This window comes from Kitasatospora sp. NPDC114501 (assembly GCF_055633695.1).
In genome coordinates this window covers 201360-223436 of record NZ_JBVKDS010000018.1, presented here as the reverse complement: position 1 = coordinate 223436, position 22077 = coordinate 201360, and the positions used below count along the sequence as shown (strand labels likewise).

Here is a 22077-nt window from a genome sequence, read left to right as displayed (position 1 = left end):
GGAACGCACCACACCCAGCACCACGTCCGGGGCACCGCCGCCATGGTGCCGTCCCCCTTCCGGGGCGGCACCACCAGACCGGAGTAGACCAATGACTTCATCCTCCCCTGCCGCCCCGCGAGGCAGGGAACGCCGGCCGCGTGACAGCCGGGTCGGCGACAAGATCTTCATGAACCTCGCCCGGGGCTCGGGCATCCTGCTGCTGGTCATCATGGCCGCCATCGCGGCGTTCCTGACCTGGCGGTCGGTCCTCGCCCTGAGCACCAACGAGGGCAACTTCCTCACCAGCTTCGAGTGGACGCCGGACGCCCCGAAGCCCGTGTTCGGCATCGCCGTCCTGGCCTTCGGCACCGTCGTCAGCGCGGTCATCGCGATGGCGATCGCCGTCCCGGTGGCCATCGGGATCGCGCTGTTCATCTCCCACTACGCGCCGCGCCGGATCGCCCAGCCCTTCGCCTACCTGGTCGACCTGCTCGCCGCCGTCCCCAGCATCGTCTACGGCCTCTGGGGCGCGCTCTTCCTGGTGCCGCACCTGGACGGCCTGAACAGCTGGCTCAACGACTACCTGGGCTGGACGTACATCTTCGACCAGACCAGGACCGGGACCCCGCGCAACCTGTTCACCGTCGGCATCCTGCTGGCGATCATGGTCCTGCCGATCATCACCGCGGTCTCCCGCGAGGTGTTCCGCCAGGTGCCGCGGATGCACGAGGAGGCGGCGCTCGCGCTCGGCGCGACCCGCTGGGAGATGATCCGCACCGCGGTGCTGCCGTTCGGCCGTCCCGGCATCATCTCGGCCTCGATGCTCGGCCTCGGCCGCGCGCTCGGCGAGACCATCGCGGTCGCGGTGGTGCTGTCCGCCAGCAACGTCCTGTCGCTGCACATCCTGGACGCCGGCGGCGGCACCTTCGCGCAGAACATCGCGCTGAAGTTCAACGAGGCCGGTGACAACGGCCGCGACGCGCTGATGGCCTCCGGCCTCGTCCTGTTCGTCATCACCCTGCTGGTGAACGGTGCCGCGCGAATGATCATCGCCCGCCGCAAGGAGTACTCGGGGGCCAACGCATGACCGTCACCGCCGTCGTCGAGGACGCCCGGCCCGTCGGCCGTCCGCTGACCGCCAACCGCCTGCCCAAGTGGGCCCCGGCCGCCGTCGCCGCCGGCTCGATCGCGCTCGGCTGCGGGATCGGCCTGGCCGGCGGGCTGGCCAGCCACCTCCAGTGGGGCCTGATCTCGGCCCTGCTCTTCCTCCTGATCAGCTACGCCGTCTCGGCCCGGATCGAGGGCCGCCGACAGGCCAAGGACCGGCTCGCCACCTCGGTGGTCTGGGTCGCGTTCATCCTGGCCGTCGTCCCGCTGGTCGCCCTGTCGTTCTACACCGTCCAGCAGGGCATCCACGTGGTCGACGGGAACTTCCTGGGCCACTCCATGAAGGGCGTGATCCAGTCCGGGCCCGGCGGCGGCATCTACCACGCGCTGATCGGCACCCTGGAGCAGGTCGGCCTGGCCACCGCGATGGCCGCCCCGATCGGTCTGCTGACCGCCGTCTACCTGGTGGAGTACGGCCGGGGCAAGCTCGCCAAGGCGGTCACCTTCTTCGTCGACGTCATGACGGGCATCCCGTCGATCGTCGCCGGTCTGTTCGTCCTCTCGCTCTGGAACCTCGCCCTGGGCTTCGGCTACTCCGGCTTCTCGGGCAGCCTCGCGCTGGCCATCCTGATGATGCCGGTCGTGGTCCGGTCCACCGAGGAGATGCTGAAGCTCGTCCCGAACGAGCTGCGCGAGGCGTCGTACGCGCTCGGCGTGCCGAAGTGGAAGACCATCCTGCGGATCGTCCTCCCCACCGCGATCGGCGGCATCACCACCGGTGTGATGCTCGCGGTCGCCCGCATCACGGGCGAGACCGCCCCGGTGATGATGCTGGTGTTCGGCGCCGACTACATCAACAACAACCCGTTCGACGGACCGCAGCAGTCCCTGCCGATGTACATCTGGACGCAGTACTCGCAGGTCAACAACGACTTCGGCTACGCCCGTGCCTGGGGTGCGGCGCTGGTGCTGATCGCCTTCGTGATGGGGCTCAACCTCGTCGCCCGGGGGATCGCGCGCTGGCGCTCGCCCAAGGGCGGACACTGAGCGACCGACTGACGTACGAGACAGACGAGAGAAGCAAACGATCATGGCCAAGCGCATCGACGTCAGCGGACTGTCGGCCTTCTACGGCACCACCAAGGCCATCGAGGACATCTCGATGAGCATCGAGCCCCGTTCGGTCACGGCCTTCATCGGCCCCTCCGGCTGCGGCAAGTCCACCTTCCTGCGGACCCTCAACCGGATGCACGAGGTGATCCCGGGCGCCCGGGTCGAGGGCAAGGTCCTCCTGGACGACGAGAACCTGTACGCCTCCAACGTCGACCCGGTCGCCGTGCGCCGCTCGGTCGGCATGGTCTTCCAGCGCCCGAACCCGTTCCCGACCATGTCGATCTACGACAACGTGATCGCGGGTCTGCGGCTCGCCGGCGTGAAGAAGAAGTCGGTGCTGGACGAGGTGGTGGAGCGCTCGCTGAAGGGCGCCAACCTCTGGAAGGAGGTCCACACCCGGCTGAACAAGCCCGGCGCCGGCCTCTCCGGCGGTCAGCAGCAGCGCCTGTGCATCGCCCGCGCCATCGCGGTCGAGCCCCAGGTCCTGCTGATGGACGAGCCCTGCTCCGCGCTCGACCCGATCTCCACCCTCGCCATCGAGGACCTGATCGGCGAGCTGAAGGAGCAGTTCACCATCGTCATCGTGACCCACAACATGCAGCAGGCGGCCCGCGTCAGCGACCGCACGGCCTTCTTCAACCTGGCCGGCGTCGGCCAGCCGGGCAAGCTGGTCGAGCTGGACGACACCCAGCGGATCTTCTCCAACCCGCAGGTCCAGGCGACCGAGGACTACATCTCCGGCCGCTTCGGCTAGACCGGGCCTCCGCCACGGGCGGCGCCCCGGGCGCCGGGGAGCGTGACGGACCGCGAGCTGTCCCGTGGTGCTGCATGGCGGTGCCGCCGCGGGACATGGAAAAGGGCCCGCCCCCGAGATGTGGGGGCGGGCCCTGTCCGTTCGCGTGTCCTGCGGGGCCGTCAGCCCCAGAACAGGTGGACGAACCAGTACATCAGCGCTGCGACGAGGGCGGCCGCCGGCATCGTGATGAACCAGCCGAGCACGATGTTCTTCGCGACGCCCCAGCGCACCGCGCGGATCCGCTTGGTGGCCCCCGCGCCCATGATCGCCGCGGTGATCACGTGGGTGGTGGAGATCGGCGCCTTGAAGACGAACGACGTGATGTACATGATCGCGGCGGAGGTCGCCTCGGCGGCGAAGCCCTGCGGCGGGTCCAGCTCGATGATCTTGCGGCCGAGTGTCCGCATGATCCGCCAGCCGCCCGCGTAGGTGCCCAACGAGAGCATGGTCGCGCAGGCGATCTTCACCCAGACCGGGATCCCGTTGCCGGACTGGTGGCCGGAGATCGTCAGTGCCATGACGACGATGCCCATGGTCTTCTGCGCGTCCTGGAGGCCGTGCGCCAGGGCCATCGCGGCGGCCGAGGCGGTCTGGGCGACCCGGAAGTTGCGCTTGGCCCGGTGCGGGTTGGCCCGCCGGAAGATCCACAGGATCGCCAGCATCACCACGAAGCCGCCGACCAGGCCGACCACCGGCGAGACGATCATCGGGATGACGATCTTCTCGAGGACCCCGCTCCAGATCACGTCGACGCCGCCGGCCAGCGCCGCGCCCACCATGCCGCCGAACAGCGCGTGCGAGGAGGAGGACGGGAGGCCGAAGTACCAGGTGACCAGGTTCCAGGCGATCGCCCCGACCAGGGCGGCGAACAGGATCGCCATCCCCTGGTTGCCGGTCGGCGTCTCGATGATCCCCTTGGAGACGGTGTGCGCCACGCCGCTGCCGAGGAACGCGCCGGCCAGGTTCATCACCGCGGCCATCGCCAGCGCCGCCCGGGGGGTGAGCGCCCGGGTGGACACCGAGGTGGCGATCGCGTTCGCCGAGTCGTGGAAGCCGTTGGTGTACGTGAAGAAGAACGCAACGCCGATGACGGCGATGAGTGCTGCCATGTCCACGAGGGTCAGGACTCCTTGACGGCGATGGTCTCCACCGTGTTGGCGACGTGCTCGAAAGCGTCCGCCGCCTCCTCAAGGACGTCCACGACCTGCTTCAGCTTGAGGACCTCGATGGCGTCGTACTGACCGGAGAACAGGTGGGCGAGCAGCTTGCGGTGGATCTGGTCGGCCTGGTTCTCCAGCCGGTTGACCTCGATCCAGTACTCGGTGAGGTTGGACATGCTGCGCAGGTTGGGCATCGCCTCGGCGGTGAGTTCCGCGGCGCGCGCCAGTACCTCGATCTGCTGCTCGATGCCCTTCGGCAGGGTCTGGATGTCGTAGAGGACGACCAGGTCGACGGCCTCCTCCATGAAGTCCATGATGTCGTCCAGCGACGAGGCGAGGCTGTAGATGTCCTCGCGGTCGAAGGGCGTGATGAAGGACGAGTTCAGCTGGTGGAAGACGGCGTGGGTGGTGTCGTCCCCGGCGTGCTCGGCGGCGCGCATGCGCTCGACGATCTCCGCACGGGCCGACACGTCTGATCCCAGCAGCTCCAAAAGGAGCTTCGATCCGACGACGAGGTTCTCCGCCGCGGCGGCGAACATGTCGTAGAAGCTCGTCTCCTTCGGGGTCAGGCTAAAACGCACGGAAATCTCCGATGTGCGGGGTAGGGACTGAACGATGCTAGGTGCAACCAAGCGCAATCACGCAAACGGGGTGTCGGGGAAGGAGCCGGAACCTCCCCTTCCGTTCGGCTGCCGCACCGGCTGATCCGGGCGCACCACCACGTGGGGGCGCGAGACCTCAGTCTGACGGAACCTCGCCCGGATTGTCCCCGTCGTGCGCACGGAAGAGCGAGGCGCCGCTCAGACGGCTCAACCGACGGGCACCCGTCCACCGGGCGTCGTGGCACATGCCGGGTCGGCCGTCGGAACACCACGGAAGGCCCCGGTGTTGGACACTGGTGGCCGACGCAGCCACCAGGCACTGAGACGAAGGCGGGGCCGATGACCACGACGCAAGCGCGCACCGAGCCGGAGCACGCGCAGGGGACCGACCCGCACGCCGGCCACGCTCCGGCGGGGCACCACGGCCCGCACGGCTACAGCGCGCAGAAGGACGCCCACCTCAAGCGGCTGCGCCGGATCGAGGGCCAGATCCGCGGGCTCCAGCGGATGGTCGACGAGGACGTCTACTGCATCGACGTGCTCACCCAGGTCTCGGCCAGCACCAAGGCGCTGCAGTCCTTCGCGCTCTCCCTGCTGGAGGAGCACCTGCGGCACTGCGTCGCCGCGGCCGCCGAGGAGGGCGGCGCCGAGCTGGACGCCAAGGTGGCGGAGGCCACCGCCGCGATCAGCCGGCTGCTGCGCAGCTGAGCCGACGGGCCGTCCGCCGCTCCGGGGCCGTCGCCGCCGGAGCCGTCGCCGCGGGGGCCGGCTAGCCGTCGGCCTGCCGGTCGGCCCGCCCGGGTTCGGTCCGGTCCAGCAGCACCTCGTCGATCCGCTCGGTCGGCAGCCGGTCGCCGGAGCTGGCCGTCGCGGCGATCATCAGCTCGCCGGCCAGATCGATCTCGTCGAGGGCCGCGTCGTCGTGGCCGCCGCTGCGGCCGCCCGTGGACGACACCACCTGCACCACCCCTTCAGTGCCTCGCCAGCCCGGGCGGCAGCCACCCGGAGTCCAGCCTAGGCACTTCGGGGCCCGTCCACATGGCACGGACGGGCCATCTCGGCGCCGCCGAAACGGGTGGCCGTCGCTCCCCCGACGGCCACCCGCTCCGGCCGCACCCCGTCTCGCCCCGGCGCCGGAGCGCTGCCCCGGCCGCCCCAGGGCCTGTCGGACCGCCCTACTTCGGGCTCTCCGTGGGCTTCATCTGGTAGATGTCCGAGGCCGCGGGCTCGGCCGCCTCCACCGGCTTGCCGAAGTCCCGCAGCGAGGTCGTCGACGTCACCTTCACCTGGTCCTTGGGCTCCTTCGAGCCGGCGACCCCGGCGAAGGTGAACACCTCGACCACCTTGTGCAGCCGGCCCTGGTCGTCCAGCCAGGCGTCGTACGGGACCTCCTTGACGGTGAAGGTCTGCCCGCCCATCCGCAGGCCGTCCCCGCCCCGGCCGCCCGTCGCGTCGGCCGCCTTCGCCAGGTCCAGGGTGCCCCGGTAGTGGTGCAGCGCGACCCCGTCGACGGTCTCGGTGCCCACCGCCTCCGCCTTCTGCGCCCCGCGCAGTGCCCCCGCCGCCGAGGCCGGGTCGGTGGCGCCGCTGCTGACCAGGTTGCCGTCCGGCAGCTGGCGCACGTCCAGCTTGACCCACTTGCCCTCGGGGACCTTGGCGCCGCTGTTCTGGAGGTAGACGGTGCCCGGCAGGACCACCTCGACGATCTTCCCGGTGGTCGCCGCGCCCGGCGGCACCTGGATCTCCAGCCGGCCGATCCGCTTGACGTAGTCGTAGCCGCCGGTGCCGCTGAACGAGGCCTTCTTCTCGGCGGACTCGGTGACCAGCTCGGTCGCGGTGCGCGCGGAGCCGGTGCGGCCGGTGATGTCGGCGGCGTTGCGCACCGCCGTCAGCGGATCCGCGGCGAGCTGGTCGGGGGCGCCCGACTGCTGGTCGGAGGAACCGCCGCCGGCGCCGCCGGAGCAGCCGGCGGCCCCCGCCGCCAGGGCGGCGGCGAGCAGGGCGGCCCCGGCCGCCGAACGCAGGTGCGGACCCGGACGGCGTGCCGGCCGTCCGGTGCGCTGCTGGTCGGTCATCTTCATCCTCGCGAGAACCCCCTCGGGCCCGACTGCCCCGCCGACCACCACCGGGTGGGCAGAGCTCTTTCCGGGCAAACGAGTTGGGGCGCCAGGGGTTACGCGGGACCGGCGCTCCGGGAGCGTCGCGCAGCGGGCGTCCGGCGCGTTACGGTGAACCACGTGCACAGTGAGCTGCCGGTCGCACCCGGCACCACCCGGATGCCCGAACACCGCCTCGTGATCACCGAACGCGGCTCCTTCGCCTTCGCGACCTGTAGCTGCGGCTGGTACGCCCCGGCCCGCCGCTCGCGCGACCTGGCCCGCCGTGAGGGGGCCGACCACCTCACCGAGAACGGCGCCGAGCCGGACTGATCCGGCCGGGGTCTTCGGACGGCTCCTTCCGGTCCGCCGGGCTGCCGGGCCGCCGGGAGGTCAGGCCGCGAGGTCGGACTCCGGCGGCTGCTCCCCGGCCCGCACCGCGCCGCGCCCGCGCCGACGGCCGCGCGGACCGGACCCGGCCCCGGCCCCGCCGCGGGCCGCGCCGCCGCGCTCGGACGCCCGGATCAGCGGGGCGACCGCCGTCCGGCTCAGCGCGTGGCAGAACGGCACCAGCACCGCCATCGCGATCGGCGCCAGCAGCAGCACCACGGCGACGGCGAGCGCGAAGCCGCCGATCACGTCGGTCGGGTAGTGGACGCCCATGAACATCCGGCAGAAGCCCTGGAGCACCGCCAGCCCGCCGGCGATCCAGCCCAGCCTGCGGTTCACCAGGAACAGTGCCACCGCGACGCCCATGGTCATGGTCGAGTGGTCACTGACGAAGGAGTGGGTGCCGGCCTTGCCGTCCACCAGCACCAGCAGCCCGGGATGGTCGACGAAGGGGCGCGGGCGGTTCACGATCGCGGCGATCGGCAGGTTGGCCAGCTCGGCGACGGCCACCGAGAGCGGTACCCAGAGCAGCCCGGCCATCGCCACCGGTGCGTCCGGACGGCGTCTGGCCTGGAGCCAGGCGACCAGACCGAGCATCGCCAGGCCGATCAGGATGCCGTACTCGCCGATCCACGAGACCATGTGGTCCAGCCACTGCGGGGAGCGCTTGGCCAGGCCGTTGACGGCGTAGAGCAGGTCGAGGTCGGGGTTGGTCGTGTCGGCAAGCGGCGTCGACACGCCGCACCTCCTTCTGGTCCGCTGCAGCTGATCGTCGTGGCCGGGGCCCGCCCGGTGCGGGTAGCTGACGAGGGGCCACCGGAGGAAACGTCATTTCCGGGGCACAGCGTTCCACGGAAACGCGCGGTTATCGAAACTTGACTCAGCGTCCACAGTGCGCACACAGGTCCCGGCCGTCCCGGCCGCACCGGGCCTACCGTCCCGGGCCGGCGGGGCCCGGACCGGCCGGCGCGGGCGGGGCGGCGGCGGCCGCCCGGGCGGGGGTCGCCGGTGCGCCGCCCTGGCCCGCCGCGGGAGTGGTGGGCTGCGTCCCGCCCGGACGGCTCGGGGCGTTGACCGCGCCGTCGTTGTTGCGGGTCGGCAGCGCCTGGGCGCCGTCCGAGGTGACCCGGGTCGCGCCGATGTACTCCCTGGTGTCGATCTTGTCGTAGCGGATCACCGCGCCGGTGTGCGGCGCGTTGATCATGTAGCCGCCGCCGACGTAGATCCCGACGTGGTGGATGCTCCGTGGATCACCGAGGTCCGTCGCCCAGAACACCAGGTCGCCCGGCCGCAGCTGATCGCGCGACGGGTGCGGCCCGGCGTACCACTGGTCGTTGGCCACCCGGGGCAGGGTGATGCCCACGCTGGCGAACGCGGCCTGGGTCAGGCCCGAGCAGTCGAACCGCCCGTTCTGCGAGGGCAGGCCCTCGCCGCCCCACAGGTACGGGGTGCCGAGCTTGGTCTGCGCGAAGTAGATCGCGGCCGCCGCCTGCGCGGACGCCTCCACCGGCGCGGTCGGCGCGGTGAAGCTGCGGGCCATCGCCTGGATGTTCCGGACGTAGCCCTGGGTCTCCTTGTACGGCGGTACGCCTCTGTACTGCTTCACCGCGCCCTCGCCGGCGTTGTAGGCGGCCAGCATGTTGGCCTGCTGGTCGCCCGGGACCGACGAGACCGCCTTGGCGAGGGCGCAGTCGTAGGTCGCCGCCGAGGCGATGGCGTCCAGCGGGTCCCAGACGTCCGCCCTGCCGTCCCCGCTGCCGTCGGTGGCGTAGGAGGGCCAGGTGCCCGGCATGAACTGCGCCATCCCCTGCGCCCCTACCCCGGAGCGCGCCCTGGGGTCGAAACCGCTCTCCTGGTACAGCTGCGCCGCGAGCATCGGCGCGGAGATCTCGGGGCAGAGCGCGCCCCACCGCTGGATCGGTTCCTGGTAGGCAGCGGGGACCGTTCCGGGGGAGAGGGCGGAACGATTCGCCGCCTGCTGCGGCGTCCCACTCGCCGCATAAGTCCCCAGCGTCACCAGCCCGATGAACCCGAACGCGACAACTCCCGCAGCGGCGGCGGCCGTCCCGGCCTTCCGGAGTACCATCAGCACCATCCCGACGAATCGTCAGTCGAAGTGTCCCGGAAGGCGTTGCTCACCGCAATCATCAGAGATACGAACAGTGAGCGCTATCCTTCGTACGGTGTACATCCTCGCGTACGTGTCCGATGCCTCACGACCAATCCGCGAGAAGTAGCCAAGTCGACATCAGATCTGGCCAAGAATAGGTACCGACCCTTCGCGCGGGCCGGGTCCGGGCCCTTGAATTTGCCTGATCGGGCGGTGAGATGGAAATGAACCTGAGCAGCGTGCACACCAATGCGGTCGGCTACCTGGCCGAGGACCCCCCCAAGAAGCCGAACATCGACACCATCATCGGCGGAATCGCCCCGGACTGGGGCCCGTTCGCGACCCTCGGGTCCGAGGCGCGGGTGATGGTCGAGGTGGTCATGGCCGTCGCCATCCTCATCTGCCTCGGCATCGCGGTCTGGGGCGCGGCCAAGCAGCGGATCGGGGCGACCGCGATGCGCGACAGCTTCGGCGCCGAGCAGGGCAAGGGGCTGATCGTCGCCGGGCTGACCGGCGTGTTCATCATCGGATCACTCGGCACTCTGTTCACCATTGTCTACGGTATGGCGATCTGACGATCGACCAGTAGTAGTCCGGCCTGCCCGCGACCGGGTCCCCGTCCGGACCCCCTCCGGGGCAGGCTCGCCAGGAGTCCACCCCCGTCCCACCCTCCGTCCGCGCCCGCCCCCGGGCGGAGGGCCCCCGGAGCCGCCCCGGCTCCCCGCACCAGGAGGGCCGCCGTGCCGTTGTCCGACGACCAGCCGCGCACCCGTACGCGCCTGCCGGTCGGCGAACAGTCCTCCACCCAGCCGAACCACCGTCAGTCGCGCCCGCTGCGCGCCCTGCTGGCCGTCCTCGTCGTCGTCACCCTGCTCGTGGTGGCCATCGCCATCGCCAACCGCGTCACGCCCGGCACGGGCGGCGGAAGCGGCGGCGGTGGCGCCTCCGCCGACCGCGCCGCCTCCGGCGCCGGCCCGGCCCCCAGCGGCGACCAGCCCGTCGGCACCACCGTCAACGGCATCCCGACCGGCTACCCGCATACCGAGCCGGGCGCCCAGTCGGCGGCCACCAACTACGCGGTGGCGATCGGCTCCGCGGACATGTTCCGTACCGACAGCCGGCACGGCATCGTCACCACCATCGCCGACCCGGGCGCCCTGGCGGGGCTGCAGAGCCGGCTGGACCAGGGCTTCGGCGGCGACACCGCCACCCGCTACGGCCTCGACGCCCAGGGCCACGCGCCCAAGGGCCTCACCTTCGTCAGCCGCACGGTCCCGGTCGGCACCAAGTCGACGGGCTACAGCGACGGCGACGCCAAGGTCGAGGTGTGGTGCACCGGCCTCACCGGCCTCGCCGGCGAGCGCTCCGTCCAGCCGGTGACCACCAACTGGTTCACCCTCACGCTCTCGCTGCACTGGACGGGCAGCGACTGGAAGCTCACCGACTTCACTCGAAAGTCAGGCCCGGCCCCCCTGCCGGGCGACCAGCAGGCGGCCACAGCGGATGAGATCGCCGGATCAGCAGAGCAGTTCGGAGGGTTCCGCTATGCGCGTTGACGGTGCGATCGGGAAGCGGATTCCCCGGGTCGGCCGGGTTGTCACGGCATTCGCCCTGCTCCAGGCCTTCGCCATCGGTCTGGCGTCGCGGGCCGTCGCGGAGCCGAGTCCGAGCCCTTCGGCCAGCAACAACTGCGACGTTCTTCCCTTGCCCGGCAGTGACGTCTACTGCGCTTCCAAGCCGGGTGGTTCGATTCCCGGTGGCGGCACCGTCGGTACCGTGACCGACCCCCTGGGTTCGTTGGCCAAGAGTTGTGCGCAGGCCGCGGCGTGGGTGGTGCGGAAGCTGTCGGGGGCGATCGACGGGACGACGCAGGTGGACTTCACCAATGCGTCGTTCCTGCAGCAGTATGCCGTGGTGTTCGCGGTGTCGACGGTGATCACGCTGGTGCTGTGGCTGCTGGCGGTGTCGAAGCGGGCGGTGCGGGGGGCGCCGTTGGCGACGGCGTTCTCGGAGGCGATCGGGTTCCTGTGGTTGACAGTGGTGGCGTCCGCGTTCACGCCGTTGATCCTGTACACCGTGGTGAGCGTGACGGACGGGCTGACCAAGGCGATAGCGGTCGGGACGAAGACGGACACCGGGTCGTACCTGGGAGGGTTCGCCGACACGTTGGAGAAGGGTGACGTGGGCGGTGGTCCGCTGATCCTGGTGATCGTGTCGCTGGTGGCGGTGCTGGCGGCGGCGGTGCTCTGGGTCGAGCTGCTGATCCGGGCGGCGATGCTGTACGTGGGCGCGCTGCTGGGTACGGCGGTGTACGCGGGGCTGGTGGACCGGCAGCTGTGGAAGCACGTGCGGCGCTGGGCGGGGGTGATGCTGGCGGTGGACCTGGCGAAGCCGATCATCGTGGTCATCCTGGGTTTGGCGGGCGCGGTGGCGACCGGGGCCGGGGCCGACGACGACTTCGCCCGGGTGCTGTCCGGGCTGGCGATCCTGTTCCTGTCGATCTTCGCGAGCGCCTCGGTCTACCGCTTCGTGCCGGGCTTCGGCGACGAGATGCTGAACCTGCGCGGGGCCCGGGCGAACGCCGTACAGGCCGGTTCGGCGATGATCAACGGCACCGCGAACCTGATGAAGCAGGGCATCAGCACCCACGGCGACCGCGGTCCGCAGGCGGCCGGCACGGGTGGCGGCGGGGGTGCGGGCGGCGGTTCGGTCGCGCCGGGCATCGCCGCCCACGCCGGTCGGACGCCGGCCCCGCCGCCGCAGGGCGGGCCGCCGCCGGCCCCGGTTCCGATCCGCGACAGCAATCCAGCGAAGGGGGGGTGACGGGTAAGTGAGCAGCGAACCGCTCGGCCAGTACGGTGCCCAGTACGCCCAGCCGTACGTGCACCAGCGCCGCACCTACCTGATCGGCAAGGCCCGCCCGAACGCGCCGATCGGCCGGAACCGGGAGTCCGGCGAGATCATGCTGATCATCTTCGGGGCCTTCCTCGGCATGCTCTGGGGCCTGCTGATGCCGGTCCTGCCGTTGCGGATCGGCGGTCTGGTCGGTCTGCCGGCGCTCGCCATCGCGGCGGTGTACGTGCCGTACCGCAAGCGGACGTTCTACAAGTGGGTGGAGATCAACCGCACCTACCGCCGGACGGTCCGCAGCGGGCGGGCGGTGTGGCGCTCGGACGTGATGGACGCCGGCACCCGGCTGGACGGCCGGGAGGTGGAGGTCGGTCCGCCGCCCGGGGTGGGGCGGCTGCGCTGGCTGACGGCGCCGTTCGGGCCGGACGAGGTCGGGGTGCTGATGCACCTGGAGCGGCGCACGGTGACGGCCGCGATCGAGATCGAGGGCCCGGGCGTCGGGCTGCGCGACTCGGAGGACCAGGAGGCCCTGGTCGACCGGTTCGGGACGCTGCTGAAGCACGTCGCCAACGGGGACGGCTTCGTGACCCGGCTGCAGATCCTGGCCCGGACCCTGCCGGCCGACCCGGACGCGCACGCCAAGGACGTCGAGCGGCGCGGCGACCCGTCCTCGCCGCGCTGGCTGCAGGAGTCGTACGACCAGCTCCAGTCGATGGTGTCGACCTCCTCGGAGCAGCACCGGGCGTACCTGGTGGCCTGCATGCACTACACCCGTGACCTGGCGGCCGAGGCGCACGCGATGGGCCGGACGGCCACCGGGCGGCGGGCGCGGGACGACGAGGGGCTGGCGGCCGTGATGGCGCGCGAGCTGACCGACATCTGCGCCCGGCTGGCCGAGGCGGACATCCGGGTGCGCCAGCCGCTGGGCCAGGCCCGGCTCTCCTCGCTGCTGCACTCGATGTACGACCCGGACCACCCGATCGACCACATCCAGGCGATGTCCCGGCGCAACGCCTGGCCGGCCGAGCTGGACGCGACCCACCCGCAGTACCTGCAGGCGAAGACCCGGGAGTCGGCGACCCGGGAGCCGTGGTGCCACGCCACCGCGTGGATCAAGGAGTGGCCGCTCACTCCGGTGGGCGTCAACTTCCTGGCGCCGCTGCTGGTGCACACCCCGGACGTGATCCGGACGGTCGCGGTGACGATGGACCTGGAGCCCACCGATGTCGCGATCGAGCGGATGCTGACCGAGAAGACCAACGACGAGGCCGAGGCCAGCCGCGCGGCGAAGATGAACCGCACGGTCGACCCGCGCGACCTGGCCCACACCGGCCGGGTGGACCAGCGCGGTGACGACCTGGCCTCCGGCGCGGCCGGGGTGAACCTGGTCGGTTACATCACGGTCTCCTCGCGCAACCCCGACGCGCTGGCCCGCGACAAGCGGACCATCCGGGCCTCGGCCGGCAAGAGCTACCTCAAGCTGGAGTGGTGCGACCGCGAGCACCACCGGGCCTTCGTGAACACCCTCCCGTTCGCCACCGGCATCCGCCGCTGAGCACCGCCGTCCGTCCGAACCCCCGTCCCCCGCTGACCCGTCAGGAGGCCGTCCATGGCCCTCGGCAACCTCACCGAGGCGTTCACCAGCCTGATGTTCGGCAAGGTGGAGACCGCCCGCCTGCCGGTGCGCACCTCCACCGGCCAGGCGCAGGCCGTCTACCTGCCGACCGCCGCGCCGGGGCTGGGCGACTCCGGCGTGATCATCGGCCGCGAGGTGTACAGCGGCAAGGGGTACGTGTACGACCCCTTCCAGCTGTACGGGCAGCAGCTGCCCGCCCCGCACTGGCTGGTGCTCGGCGAGTCCGGCAACGGCAAGTCGGCGCTGGAGAAGACGTACGTGCTGCGGCAGCTGAGGTTCCGCGACCGCCAGGTCGTGGTGCTGGACGCGCAGGGCGAGGACGGCGTGGGCGAGTGGAACCTGATCGCCAACGCGCTGGGCATAAAGTCGATCCGGTTGGACCCGATGGCGGCCCGGGACGGCGGGGTGAAGCTCAACCCGCTGGACCCGGCGATTACCCAGACCGGCCAGCTGTCGCTGCTGCGCACCATCGTCGAGGTGGCGATGGGGCGCGGGTTGGAGGAGCGGGCCGGCTTCGCGCTGAAGGCCGCGCACGCCCATGTGGTGGCGTCGGTGACGGACCGCCAGCCGGTGCTGGACGACATCATCGACACGCTGCGCAGCCCCCACCTGGCCTCGGTGGAGTCGCTGGGCGTGGCGGTGGACGAGGTGCAGGCCTGGGGCCTGGACGTGGCGCTGGTGCTGGACCGGCTGGTCGACGGTGACCTGCGCGGCATGTTCGACGGGTCGACCACCGACGGCATCGACCTGGACGCGCCGCTGATCGTCTTCGACCTCTCGCACATCGACCGCAACTCGATCGCGATGCCGATCCTGATGGCGATCGTCGGGGTGTGGCTGGAGCACACCTGGATCAGGCCGGACCGGAAGAAGCGCATCTTCCTGGTCGAGGAGGCCTGGCACATCATCAACAGCCCGTTCGTGGCCCAACTGTTCCAGCGGCTGCTGAAGTTCGGCCGTCGGCTCGGTCTGTCCTTCGTGGCGGTGGTGCACCACCTGTCCGACGTGGTGGACGGTGCGGCGGCCAAGGAGGCGTCGGCGATCCTGAAGATGGCCTCCACCCGGACGATCTACATGCAGAAGGCCGAGGAGGCGCGGGCCACCGGCCGGGTGCTGGGCCTGCCGCGCTGGGCGGTGGAGATCATCCCCACACTTTCGCCGGGCATCGCGGTCTGGGACGTCAACGGCAACGTCCAGGTGGTCAAGCACATCATCACCGAGGCCGAGCGCCCGCTGGTGTACACCGACCGCGCGATGACCGAGGACGCGGTGGCCGAACGGGTGCGCGCGGAACGGCAGTTGGCGGCCGAGCCGGGGGTCTGAGGCGGCGCGTGCGGCCTGGTGGCCGTCCGCCGGGCCGGAGGCCGAGGGGGTGCCCTCCGCAGGCTCCGCACCCCGCGGACGGCGATGGTTCGGCAGCAGGTAATCCTCTCGTTACGTTCGACGTCCTGACAGCTACGCGCGTTGACCCTAGGCTTCGCAGTCGCAACACATGCTCGAACGCCGACGCTGTCCACAGCCGGTGCTCCTTCCAAGGTGCAGGGGAACCCTTCATGCTCACCGTCAGATCCCGACGGACGGCGCTCGCCGTCGTCGCCGCCGCAGGTCTGTTCGGCACGGTGGCCGTGCCGACGGCCGCCCAGGCCGCCGGCGCCGACGCCAAGCGCCACAAGACCGTCAACCTCCAGTTGCTGGCGATCAACGACTTCCACGGAAACCTGGAACCCCCGGTCGGCAACTCCGGCACGATCAAGGAGATCGACCCGGCCACCGGCAAGGAGGTCGCCACCCCGGCCGGCGGCATCGAGTACCTGGCCACCGAACTGCGCAAGGCGCGGATCCCGGCCGACGACTCGATCACCGTCGCGGCCGGCGACATCATCGGTGCCAGCCCGCTCACCTCGGCGCTCTTCCACGACGAGCCGACCATCGAGGCGATGGACAAGCTCGGCCTGGACGTCACCTCCGTGGGCAACCACGAGTTCGACGAGGGCGCCCAGGAGCTGCTGCGCATGCAGGAGGGCGGCTGCCACCCGACCGACGGCTGCTACGAGGCCGGCCGCACCTTCAAGGGCGCCAACTTCAACTACCTGTCGGCCAACGTCACCGACGAGAAGACCGGCAAGCCGCTGCTGGCCCCGTACTGGATCACCAAGTCCCAGGGCGTGAAGGTCGGCTTCATCGGCGTCACCCTGGAGGGCACGCCGAACATCGTGACCGCCGAGGGCGTCAAGGGCCTGAAGTTCACCAACGAGGTCACCACGATCAACAAGTACGCCGCCGAGCTCAAGGCCAAGGGCGTCAACTCGATCGTCGCGCTGATCCACGAGGGCGGCTACCCGGCCAGCTCCGTCTACAACTACGACTGCGGCGCGGCCGGCCAGGGCATCTCCGGCCCGATCGTCGACATCGCGCAGAAGATCGACCCGGCGGTCGGCGCCATCGTCACCGGCCACACCCACAACGCGTACGCCTGCAGCATCCCCGACCCCAACGGCGTCCCGCGCTCGGTGACCAGCGCCGCCTCCTTCGGCCGACTCTTCACCGAGATCGACATGAAGCTGGACAAGACCACGGGCGAGATCGTGCGCCCCTCGGTCAAGGCCGAGAACCACGTGGTGCGCCGCACGGTCGAGAAGGCGCCCGACATGACGGCGCTGGTCGACCACTACTCCAAGCTGGCCGCCCCGATCGCCAACCGCCCGGTCGGCTACATCGCCTCGGACATCAACGGCCGCGGCAGCAGCGACCTGGAGAAGCCGCTCGGTGACGTGATCGCCGACGCCCAGCTGGAAGGCCTCGCCCCCGCCGGCAAGGGCGGCGCGCAGATCGCCTTCATGAACCCCGGCGGCATCCGCTCCGACCTGGTCCACAAGGCCTCGGGCGGCGAGGGCGACGGCGTGGTGACCTACGGCGAGGCGTTCACCGTCCAGCCGTTCACCAACATGATGCAGGTCAAGACGCTGACCGGCGCCCAGCTGATCCAGCTGCTCCAGCAGCAGGTGAGCGGCTCCAACGCCGCCGCGCCGAAGATCCTCCAGGTGTCCTCGAACCTGCACTACACCCTGGACATGCGCAAGACCGGCGCGGACCGGGTGGTCCTGGACTCGGTCCGGCTGAACGGCGCCCCGGTCGACCCGGCCGCCGCCTACCGGGTCGCGGCCAACGAGTTCCTGGCCGGCGGCGGCGACGGCTTCCCGGCCTTCGCGGCCGGCACCGACAAGCTGGTCGGCGCCTCGGACCTGGACGTCTTCACGGCCTACCTGGGTGCCCACAGCTCGGCGGGCGCGCCGCTGCAGGCCCCGGCGCAGGACCGGATCAAGATCATCGGCCCGGGCAGCGACATCGACTGACCGTGAGCCGGCCCTGGGCAGGGGCGGGTGGGGCGCTGTCGGGGCGCCCCACCCGCCCCTTCCGTCATTCCGGGGCGGGGCCGCCGGGCAGCCGGACGGTGGCCAGTGCGCCCGGACCGCCGTCCGCGGCCGGGCCGAGGGTGACCTCGCCGCCCGCCTCCCGGACGCTCTGCGCGACGATCGACAGCCCGAGGCCGGAGCCCGGCAGCTGGCGCGAGGAGGGCGAGCGCCAGAACCGGTCGAAGACGTACTGGAGCTCCTCCGGCGGGATGCCGGGTCCGTGGTCCCGGACCGTCAACACACCCTGGCGCAAACGGACTTCGATGGTGCCGCCGGGCGGGCTGTACTTGACCGCGTTGTCCAGCAGGTTGATCACGGCCCGTTCCAGCCCGGCCGCGTCGCCGTGCACGTACCAGGGCTCGGTGTCGGTTTCGAAGACCAGCCCCGGGCCGCGCAGTTCGGCCCGCTCGACGGCCCGGCCGGCGATCTCGTGCAGGGCGACCACGGTGGGGGCGGGGCCGCTCTTCGGGGTGTCGGGGCGGGAGAGCTGGAGCAGGTCGCCGATCAGCACGGTGAGCTCCTGCATCTGCGCCTTCATGTTGCCGAGCAGTTTGGTCCTGGTCGCGGCGGGCAGCGGTCGGCCGGTCCGGTCGCTGCGGATCAGCAGGTCGACGTTGGTGCGCAGGGAGGTCAGGGGCGTGCGGAGCTCGTGCCCGGCGTCGGCGATCAGCCGGGTCTGCCGCTCGCGGGAGTTGGCGAGGGCGGTGCTCATGGAGTTGAAGGAGGTGGAGAGCCGGGCGATCTCGTCGTGCCCGTGGACCGGGATGGTGGTGCCGACCTCCTCGGTCCGGGCGATGTGCTCCACGGCGTCGGTGAGCCGGTCGACGGGCTTGAGGGCGGAGTGGGAGACCAGGCGGCCGGCGACGGCGGCGAGCAGGATGCCGCCGGCGGAGACGGCGCCGAGCAGGACGGCGAGGCCCTGGAGGGACTCCTCGACGGGCTGGGTGGAGGTGGCGACCATGACGACCACCGGCACCGTGTACCGGGGGTCCTCGGTCAACCGGACCAGGGCGGGCTCCCCGTTGGTGTACCGGCCCTCCCGGATGACCGACTGGCCGGGCCTGAGCCGGAAGACGGCCGCGTCCTCCGGCACGGTCACGATCGCCTTGGTCGCCCCGGGGGGCAGGCAGACCCCGTTGCCGAGCGCGAGGAACTGGGTGTCCCGGGGGGCGGCCGCGCTGATCCCCTGGAGGTTGCCGCCGGGCTGGCGCTCCAGCGCGTGTTCCGGGGTGTCGTAGCAGGCGAGGTCCCCCCTGCCGACCGGGGCCGGGGGCGCGCCGGCGAGGTCCGTGCGGACCTGGTCGTACAGCTGCTTCTCCACGATGAACCAGCACGCCAGCGCCGACAGCGCGATCGCCACCGCCACCGCCGCCGCGCTCAGGAAGGTGAGGCGGCTGCGCAGCGAGCGGGAGCGGTACCAGTGGAGGAGGCGCCGCCGGCCGGAGGTGCGGGACGGGAGCAGCGGAGGGGCCAGCGGAGGGGGCGGAACGTTGTTCACGCGTTCGTGCCGGCGGCCGGGCGCAGGGCGTAGCCGACGCCGCGCACGGTCTGGATCAGCCGGGGCAGGCCGCCCTGCTCGGTCTTGCGGCGCAGGTACATCACGTAGACGTCCAGGGAGTTGGAGGAGGGCTCGAAGTCGAAGCCCCAGACCGCCTTGAGGATCTGTTCGCGGGTGAGGACCTGGCGGGGGTGGGCGAGGAACATCTCCAGCAGCATGAACTCGGTGCGGGTGAGTTCGATCGGCTTGCCGGCCCGGGTGACCTCGCGGGTGGCGGTGTTCATCCGCAGGTCGGCGAAGGCGAGCACCTCGCTCTCGTCCTCGACGGCGGCGCGGGCGGCGGCCTCGGCGGCGAGGGCGTTGCGGCGCAGCAGGGCGCGGACGCGGGCGAGGAGTTCGTCGAGCTCGAAGGGCTTGGCGAGGTAGTCGTCGGCGCCGACGTCGAGGCCGGTGACGCGGTCGCCGACGGCGTCGCGGGCGGTCAGCATCAGCACCGGGACGGTGTCGCCGCGCGAGCGCATCCGGCGGACGGCGGTGAGGCCGTCCATCCGGGGCATCATGATGTCCAGCAGGACGAGGTCGGGCCGGTCGCGTTCGACGGACTCCAGGGCTTCGTAGCCGTCGGTGGCGGTGGCGACCTCGTACCCCTCGAAGGCGAGGCTGCTCTCCAGGGCGTCCCGGAGGGCGGGTTCGTCGTCGACCACGAGGAGCCGGGCGGAGGGGTGGCCGGCCTCGGCGATGGTGCGGTCGTCGGCGGACGGGGTCATGGGCGGGTGCCCTTTCTCGTCGGGTGGAGGGCCTGCTGGGAGCAATTGTCCGTCTCAGGGAGTGCGGCTCACAGGTTCTGGCCGGCTTCGAGTTCCGGCAGGACCTGCTTGACGTCGTTGATCGGGATGGCGAAGCCGAGGCCGACGCTGCCGGCCGAGCCGCTGGCGGAGGAGCCGGAGCCGCCGGGTGCGTACATCGCCGAGTTGACGGCGATGACCTGGCCGCCGGCGTTGATCAGCGGGCCGCCGGAGTTGCCGGGGTTGAGTGCGGCGTCGGTCTGGAAGGCCTTGTAGGTGGTGGTGCCGCCGGTGCCGGACTGCGGGGCGGTGCCGCGCTGGCCGGGCAGGTAGGGGAGGCCGAAGCCGCCGTTGCCGCTGGTGGTGCCCTCGTCGAGCTGGACGGTGACGTCGCGGTTCTCGGCGCTGATGATGCCGGAGGTGACGGTGCCGGTGAGGCCGTCGGGGTTGCCGATGGCGACGACCGGGTCGCCGATGGCCACGGTGGAGGAGTCGCCGAGGACGGCGGGGACGAGGTTCTTCGCGCCGGCCGCGGTGATGACGGCGACGTCGAGGGCCTTGTCGGTGCCGGTGACGGTGGCCTGGGCGGTGGAGCCGTCCTTGAAGGTGACGGTGATCCGGCCGCCGGCGGCGGCGGTGTCGATCACGTGGTAGTTGGTGAGGATCCGTCCGTCGGTGTCCAGGACGACGCCGGTGCCGGTGGAGGTGCCGTTGCCGGTCCTGACGGTGATCTGGACGGTGCTGGGCGAGACGGCGGCGGCGACGGCGGCCACGTCGGCGCTGCCGTCGGAGCGGGCGGAGACCGGGCTGGCGACGGTGCCGACGCGGTTGTCGGAGTTCTGCCGGTCGGTGGCGACCAGTCCGCCGGTGACCCCGCCGAGGACGGCGGCGACCGCGGCGACGGCGGTGACCAGGGCGAGCCGGCCGCGCAGCAGTCCGCGCCGGGCGCGGCCGCCGCGGTCGCCGGGGCCCTCGGGGGAGCCCGGCCCGAGGAGCGTGGGCGGCTCGGGCGGGACCGGCGGGGGCGGCGGCGGTCCGTCGAAGGCGCCGCCGGAGTGGTCCTCGCGGTAGCCGTACCCGTCCGGGCCGGTGGCGCCGGGGCCGCCGAGGGCCGGGCCGCTGCCGAGGACGGTGCCCTCGATCACCCGGGGCCGGTGGACCGGGTCCGGGCCGTGCTGCTGCTGGGGCTCGTACGGCCCGTACTGCTCGCTGGGGTGGCGCTGCTGTTCGGTCATGCCGACCAAGCTCGGCCCGCCGCATGAAGAGTGCATGAGAACCGGCTCAGAACGGGGAGAGAAGCCCGTTGGGTTCTCATAAAGCCTGGTCAGGCCGTCTGCCGGGCGGAGCCGGCCGCTCCGGTACGGGTGGCAGCTCCGGTACGGCCGGCTACTGCGGCACGGACCGGCCGGGGGCGCCGCCGGAGCAGCCGCAGGAGCGGCGGATGACCAGCCGGGACGGGAAGGTGCGGACCCGCTCGGTGTCCGAGCCGGGCACCATCAGCGAGTCGTCCAGCACCAGGTCCACGGCGGCCCGGGCCATCGCGTCGCGGTCGGAGGCGACGGTGGTCAGCGGCGGGTCGGCGAGCGCGGCCTCCGGCACGTCGTCGAAGCCGGCCACCGCGAGGTCCTCCGGGACCCGCAGACCGACCTCGCGGGCGGCCCGCAGCACGCCGATCGCCTGGTCGTCGGTGGAGCAGAAGATCGCCCGCGGCCGGTCCGGCGAGCGCAGCACGCCGAGCGCGACGTCGTAGGCGCCGTAGCGGTGGAAGGGCGCGTCGATCAGGTGCGGCTCGGTGGGGACGCCGTGCGCGTCCATGGCGCGCTGCCAGCCCTCGACGTGGTCGATGACCGGGTCGCCGGGGGCGGGGGACTCGACCGGGCCGCCGAAGCAGGCCACGTACGGGTGCCCGTGCACCTCCAGCAGGTGGCGCACAACCGCCTCGGCGCCCGCCACGTCGTCGGTGACCACCGCGACGTCGTCGATCGCCTCGGGCCGGCGGTGCAGCAGCACCACCTTGGCGCCCTCCATCGCGGCGAACTCCTCGGCGGCGCGCTGCGAGGGGCCCTGGCTGACCAGGATCAGGCCGGAGACGCGCATCCCGAGGAAGGCGCGGACGTAGTGCACCTCGCGGTCGTCCACGTAGTCGGAGTTGCCGATCAGCACGAGCTTGCCGCGCTCGGAGGCGGCCCGTTCCACGGCGTGCGCCATCTCGGCGAAGAAGGGCTGGCGGGCGTCCGGGACGACCATGCCGATCAGGTTGGTGCGCCGGGAGGCCATCGCCTGGGCGACGCTGTTCGGCCGGTAGCCGAGCTGCTCGATCGCCGCGAGGACCTTCTCGCGGGTCGCGGGCGCGACCGGGCGCGGCCCGTTGTTGATGACGTAGCTGACGACCGCGGTCGAGGTACCAGCCAGTCGGGCTACATCGTCGCGCGTCACTTTGGCCACGGGGGGAGTCTACGCGTGTGGTCTCCGGGGTGGCAGTGGGAGCCGGGGCCCCGTTCGGCAGGCCGGCCGGCGGCTCCGGGAGGAACCGGACAAG

21 protein-coding genes are annotated in these 22077 nt (G+C 71.8%); 11 read left to right on the top strand and 10 right to left on the bottom strand.

Annotated elements, in window-relative coordinates:
- The first annotated feature begins 91 nt into the window (after positions 1 to 91).
- Genes pstC through pstB form a run of 3 tightly spaced genes read left to right on the top strand, consistent with a single transcriptional unit; the run spans position 92 to position 2956 of the window.
- Complete coding sequence (gene pstC / locus ACZ7RU_RS30765; protein WP_470344229.1) at positions 92 to 1069, top strand: phosphate ABC transporter permease subunit PstC; 978 nt, start codon at positions 92 to 94, stop codon at positions 1067 to 1069.
- Positions 1066 to 2136: a phosphate ABC transporter permease PstA gene (gene pstA, locus ACZ7RU_RS30760; protein ID WP_470344228.1), complete on the top strand. Its 1071-nt coding sequence runs from the start codon at positions 1066 to 1068 to the stop codon at positions 2134 to 2136. The genes pstC and pstA overlap by 4 nt, the downstream gene beginning before the upstream one ends.
- A 43-nt stretch (positions 2137 to 2179) precedes the next feature.
- Positions 2180 to 2956: a phosphate ABC transporter ATP-binding protein PstB gene (gene pstB / locus ACZ7RU_RS30755; RefSeq protein WP_470344227.1), complete on the top strand. Its 777-nt coding sequence runs from the start codon at positions 2180 to 2182 to the stop codon at positions 2954 to 2956.
- 161 nt (positions 2957 to 3117) lie between these two features.
- On the opposite strand, the gene ACZ7RU_RS30750 is transcribed toward pstB, so the two are convergent.
- Together ACZ7RU_RS30750 and ACZ7RU_RS30745 are read right to left on the bottom strand one after the other, a co-directional pair.
- A complete protein-coding gene (locus ACZ7RU_RS30750; RefSeq protein WP_470344226.1) occupies positions 3118 to 4113 on the bottom strand; it encodes an inorganic phosphate transporter in 996 nt (331 codons plus the stop codon).
- 5 nt (positions 4114 to 4118) lie between these two features.
- Complete coding sequence (locus ACZ7RU_RS30745; protein WP_030059626.1) at positions 4119 to 4739, bottom strand: DUF47 domain-containing protein; 621 nt, start codon at positions 4737 to 4739, stop codon at positions 4119 to 4121.
- 360 nt (positions 4740 to 5099) lie between these two features.
- Between ACZ7RU_RS30745 and ACZ7RU_RS30740 the strand changes: the two genes are divergently transcribed.
- The gene (locus ACZ7RU_RS30740; protein ID WP_355265357.1) at positions 5100 to 5468 is read left to right on the top strand and encodes a metal-sensitive transcriptional regulator; all 369 of its coding nucleotides are present in this window, start codon (positions 5100 to 5102) and stop codon (positions 5466 to 5468) included.
- 61 nt (positions 5469 to 5529) lie between these two features.
- On the opposite strand, the gene ACZ7RU_RS30735 is transcribed toward ACZ7RU_RS30740, so the two are convergent.
- Together ACZ7RU_RS30735 and ACZ7RU_RS30730 are read right to left on the bottom strand one after the other, a co-directional pair.
- On the bottom strand, positions 5530 to 5718 hold the full coding sequence (locus tag ACZ7RU_RS30735) for a hypothetical protein (RefSeq protein WP_470344225.1): 189 nt from the start codon (positions 5716 to 5718) through the stop codon (positions 5530 to 5532).
- A 217-nt stretch (positions 5719 to 5935) separates the two neighbouring features.
- Entirely contained in the window at positions 5936 to 6835 is a 900-nt protein-coding gene (locus ACZ7RU_RS30730; protein ID WP_470344224.1) for an SCO4651 family lipoprotein, read from the bottom strand.
- A 162-nt stretch (positions 6836 to 6997) separates the two neighbouring features.
- On the opposite strand from ACZ7RU_RS30730, the gene ACZ7RU_RS30725 reads away from it, so the two are divergent.
- On the top strand, positions 6998 to 7189 hold the full coding sequence (locus tag ACZ7RU_RS30725) for a hypothetical protein (protein ID WP_470344223.1): 192 nt from the start codon (positions 6998 to 7000) through the stop codon (positions 7187 to 7189).
- A 60-nt stretch (positions 7190 to 7249) separates the two neighbouring features.
- Here the strand turns inward: ACZ7RU_RS30725 and ACZ7RU_RS30720 are convergent, their stop codons facing one another.
- Positions 7250 to 7984: a phosphatase PAP2 family protein gene (locus ACZ7RU_RS30720; RefSeq protein ID WP_470344222.1), complete on the bottom strand. Its 735-nt coding sequence runs from the start codon at positions 7982 to 7984 to the stop codon at positions 7250 to 7252.
- 193 nt (positions 7985 to 8177) lie between these two features.
- A complete protein-coding gene (locus ACZ7RU_RS30715) occupies positions 8178 to 9332 on the bottom strand; it encodes a C40 family peptidase (protein WP_470344221.1) in 1155 nt (384 codons plus the stop codon).
- A 248-nt stretch (positions 9333 to 9580) separates the two neighbouring features.
- Between ACZ7RU_RS30715 and ACZ7RU_RS30710 the strand changes: the two genes are divergently transcribed.
- The 6 genes from ACZ7RU_RS30710 (at position 9581) to ACZ7RU_RS30685 (ending at position 17195) form a co-directional block, all read left to right on the top strand.
- The gene (locus ACZ7RU_RS30710; protein WP_470344220.1) at positions 9581 to 9931 is read left to right on the top strand and encodes a hypothetical protein; all 351 of its coding nucleotides are present in this window, start codon (positions 9581 to 9583) and stop codon (positions 9929 to 9931) included.
- Between the two features lie 165 nt (positions 9932 to 10096).
- The gene (locus tag ACZ7RU_RS30705) at positions 10097 to 10912 is read left to right on the top strand and encodes a hypothetical protein (protein ID WP_470344219.1); all 816 of its coding nucleotides are present in this window, start codon (positions 10097 to 10099) and stop codon (positions 10910 to 10912) included.
- A complete protein-coding gene (locus ACZ7RU_RS30700; RefSeq protein ID WP_470344218.1) occupies positions 10902 to 12179 on the top strand; it encodes a hypothetical protein in 1278 nt (425 codons plus the stop codon). Before ACZ7RU_RS30705 ends, ACZ7RU_RS30700 begins: the two co-directional genes overlap by 11 nt.
- 7 nt (positions 12180 to 12186) lie before the next feature.
- Positions 12187 to 13761: an SCO6880 family protein gene (locus ACZ7RU_RS30695; RefSeq protein WP_470344217.1), complete on the top strand. Its 1575-nt coding sequence runs from the start codon at positions 12187 to 12189 to the stop codon at positions 13759 to 13761.
- Positions 13762 to 13815: 54 nt separating this feature from the next.
- Positions 13816 to 15165: an ATP-binding protein gene (locus tag ACZ7RU_RS30690; RefSeq protein ID WP_470344216.1), complete on the top strand. Its 1350-nt coding sequence runs from the start codon at positions 13816 to 13818 to the stop codon at positions 15163 to 15165.
- A 230-nt stretch (positions 15166 to 15395) separates the two neighbouring features.
- Positions 15396 to 17195: a bifunctional metallophosphatase/5'-nucleotidase gene (locus tag ACZ7RU_RS30685; RefSeq protein ID WP_470344215.1), complete on the top strand. Its 1800-nt coding sequence runs from the start codon at positions 15396 to 15398 to the stop codon at positions 17193 to 17195.
- A gap of 64 nt (positions 17196 to 17259) precedes the next feature.
- Here ACZ7RU_RS30685 and ACZ7RU_RS30680 read toward each other — a convergent pair whose 3' ends face one another.
- From ACZ7RU_RS30680 to ACZ7RU_RS30665, 4 genes are all read right to left on the bottom strand, one after another.
- Positions 17260 to 18753 carry a HAMP domain-containing sensor histidine kinase gene (locus tag ACZ7RU_RS30680; RefSeq protein WP_470344214.1) on the bottom strand — a complete coding sequence of 498 codons (1494 nt, stop codon included), beginning with the start codon at positions 18751 to 18753 and terminating at the stop codon, positions 17260 to 17262.
- The gene (locus tag ACZ7RU_RS30675; RefSeq protein ID WP_470344213.1) at positions 18750 to 19520 is read right to left on the bottom strand and encodes a response regulator transcription factor; all 771 of its coding nucleotides are present in this window, start codon (positions 19518 to 19520) and stop codon (positions 18750 to 18752) included. Before ACZ7RU_RS30675 ends, ACZ7RU_RS30680 begins: the two co-directional genes overlap by 4 nt.
- Before the next feature lie 68 nt (positions 19521 to 19588).
- Positions 19589 to 20773: a S1C family serine protease gene (locus tag ACZ7RU_RS30670; RefSeq protein WP_470344212.1), complete on the bottom strand. Its 1185-nt coding sequence runs from the start codon at positions 20771 to 20773 to the stop codon at positions 19589 to 19591.
- A gap of 151 nt (positions 20774 to 20924) precedes the next feature.
- The gene (locus ACZ7RU_RS30665; protein WP_470344211.1) at positions 20925 to 21983 is read right to left on the bottom strand and encodes a LacI family DNA-binding transcriptional regulator; all 1059 of its coding nucleotides are present in this window, start codon (positions 21981 to 21983) and stop codon (positions 20925 to 20927) included.
- Between the last annotated feature and the right edge of the window lie 94 nt (positions 21984 to 22077).